Raw genomic sequence first — 1,236 nt, forward strand, 5'->3', positions numbered from 1 at the left:
GCACCACCCCTCCCTCAATCCCTCCCCTCAAGGGGGAGGGAGGCGCTGACTGCGACATCCTGCCTGCCAGGCATCACCCTCGGCTGCCCGCGATGCGGAAGCGCTCACGATAGCCTTCGGGCGTGGTGCCCAGGTGCTTGCGGAAGGCGCGCGACAGGGTGGAGGCGCTGCCGAGACCGGCGCGTTCGGCGATGCGGGCCAGCGGCCAGCGCGTCGATTCCAGCAGTTGCTTGGCGCGATCGAGCCGGACCAGCTCGACATAGCGGGCCGGGGTCATGCCGGTCTCGACGCGGAAGGTGCGGGCAAAAGTGCGCTCGCCCATGGCGGCGCGATCGGCCAGCACGGCGACGCTGAGGTCGGTCTCGGGGTTGCCGGCGATCCAGCTGACCAGCGATTGCAGCCCATCGCCGGCGTTCGCCTGCGCGGCGAGGCTGCTGGAAAACTGCGACTGACCGCCGACCCGGCGCAGGTAAAGCACCAGCTCGCGCGCCGTGCGCAGCGCCACCTCCGGCCCGCAATCATACTCGACGAAGGCGAGCGCCAGGTCGATGCCGGCGGTGACGCCGGCCGAGGTGAAGATGTGGCCATCGCCGACGAAAATCGCATCGGGCACCACTTCGGTGCGCGGCAGCAGGGTTTCGAGCAGGCGGGTGGAGGACCAATGCGTGGTAGCACGCCGCCCGTCGAGCAGGCCGGAAGCGCCGAGCAGGAACGCACCGGTACAGATGCTGGCGACGCGGCGGATGCCGGGGGCGCGTCCCGCGAGCCAAGGCAGCAGGGTGGTATCGGTGGCGACGCGGCGCACCGGGCCCTCGGGGCCGCCGGAAATCAGCAGCGTGTCGATATCGGGGTCGAGGTCGGCCAGCGGTACGGTGCCGGCGACCGCGAGGCCGGAACTGGAGCTGATATTGCCGCCGCTTGGACTGGCCAGCACGATCTCGTAGTGCAGCGGCCTCGCGGCGAGGGCGGGCATGAACTCGTTGGCCTTGCTGAAGACCTCCATCGGCCCGGCAACGTCGAGCAGCTGGAAGCCCTCATAGGCGACGATGGCGAGCCGGCGGGTGACGCCTGTCGCGTATACACATCTGACGCTGCCGACGAGCGAGGTAGTGTAGAGGTGGGTGGTCGCCGTATCATTAAAAAAAAAAACGCAGTCGCGTCTCTGAGTCGCTTAGCTGTGACCATCAGCTTCATTAAGTAGTGTATCATCGTCACGTCGTTGACGCGCCCAGCGCG

The 1,236-nt window shown here is 68.0% G+C and carries 1 protein-coding gene; it reads right to left on the reverse strand.

Annotated elements, in window-relative coordinates; all coding sequences use genetic code 11:
• Positions 1-73: 73 nt before the first annotated feature.
• Positions 74-1,048, reverse strand: coding sequence for a GlxA family transcriptional regulator (locus tag VW23_RS26620; RefSeq protein ID WP_069912496.1), 975 nt, complete (start codon positions 1,046-1,048; stop codon positions 74-76).
• Between the last annotated feature and the right edge of the window lie 188 nt (positions 1,049-1,236).

It is taken from the genome of Devosia insulae DS-56 (assembly GCF_000970465.2).
In the GTDB taxonomy this organism is placed as follows: Bacteria; Pseudomonadota; Alphaproteobacteria; order Rhizobiales; family Devosiaceae; genus Devosia_A; species Devosia_A insulae.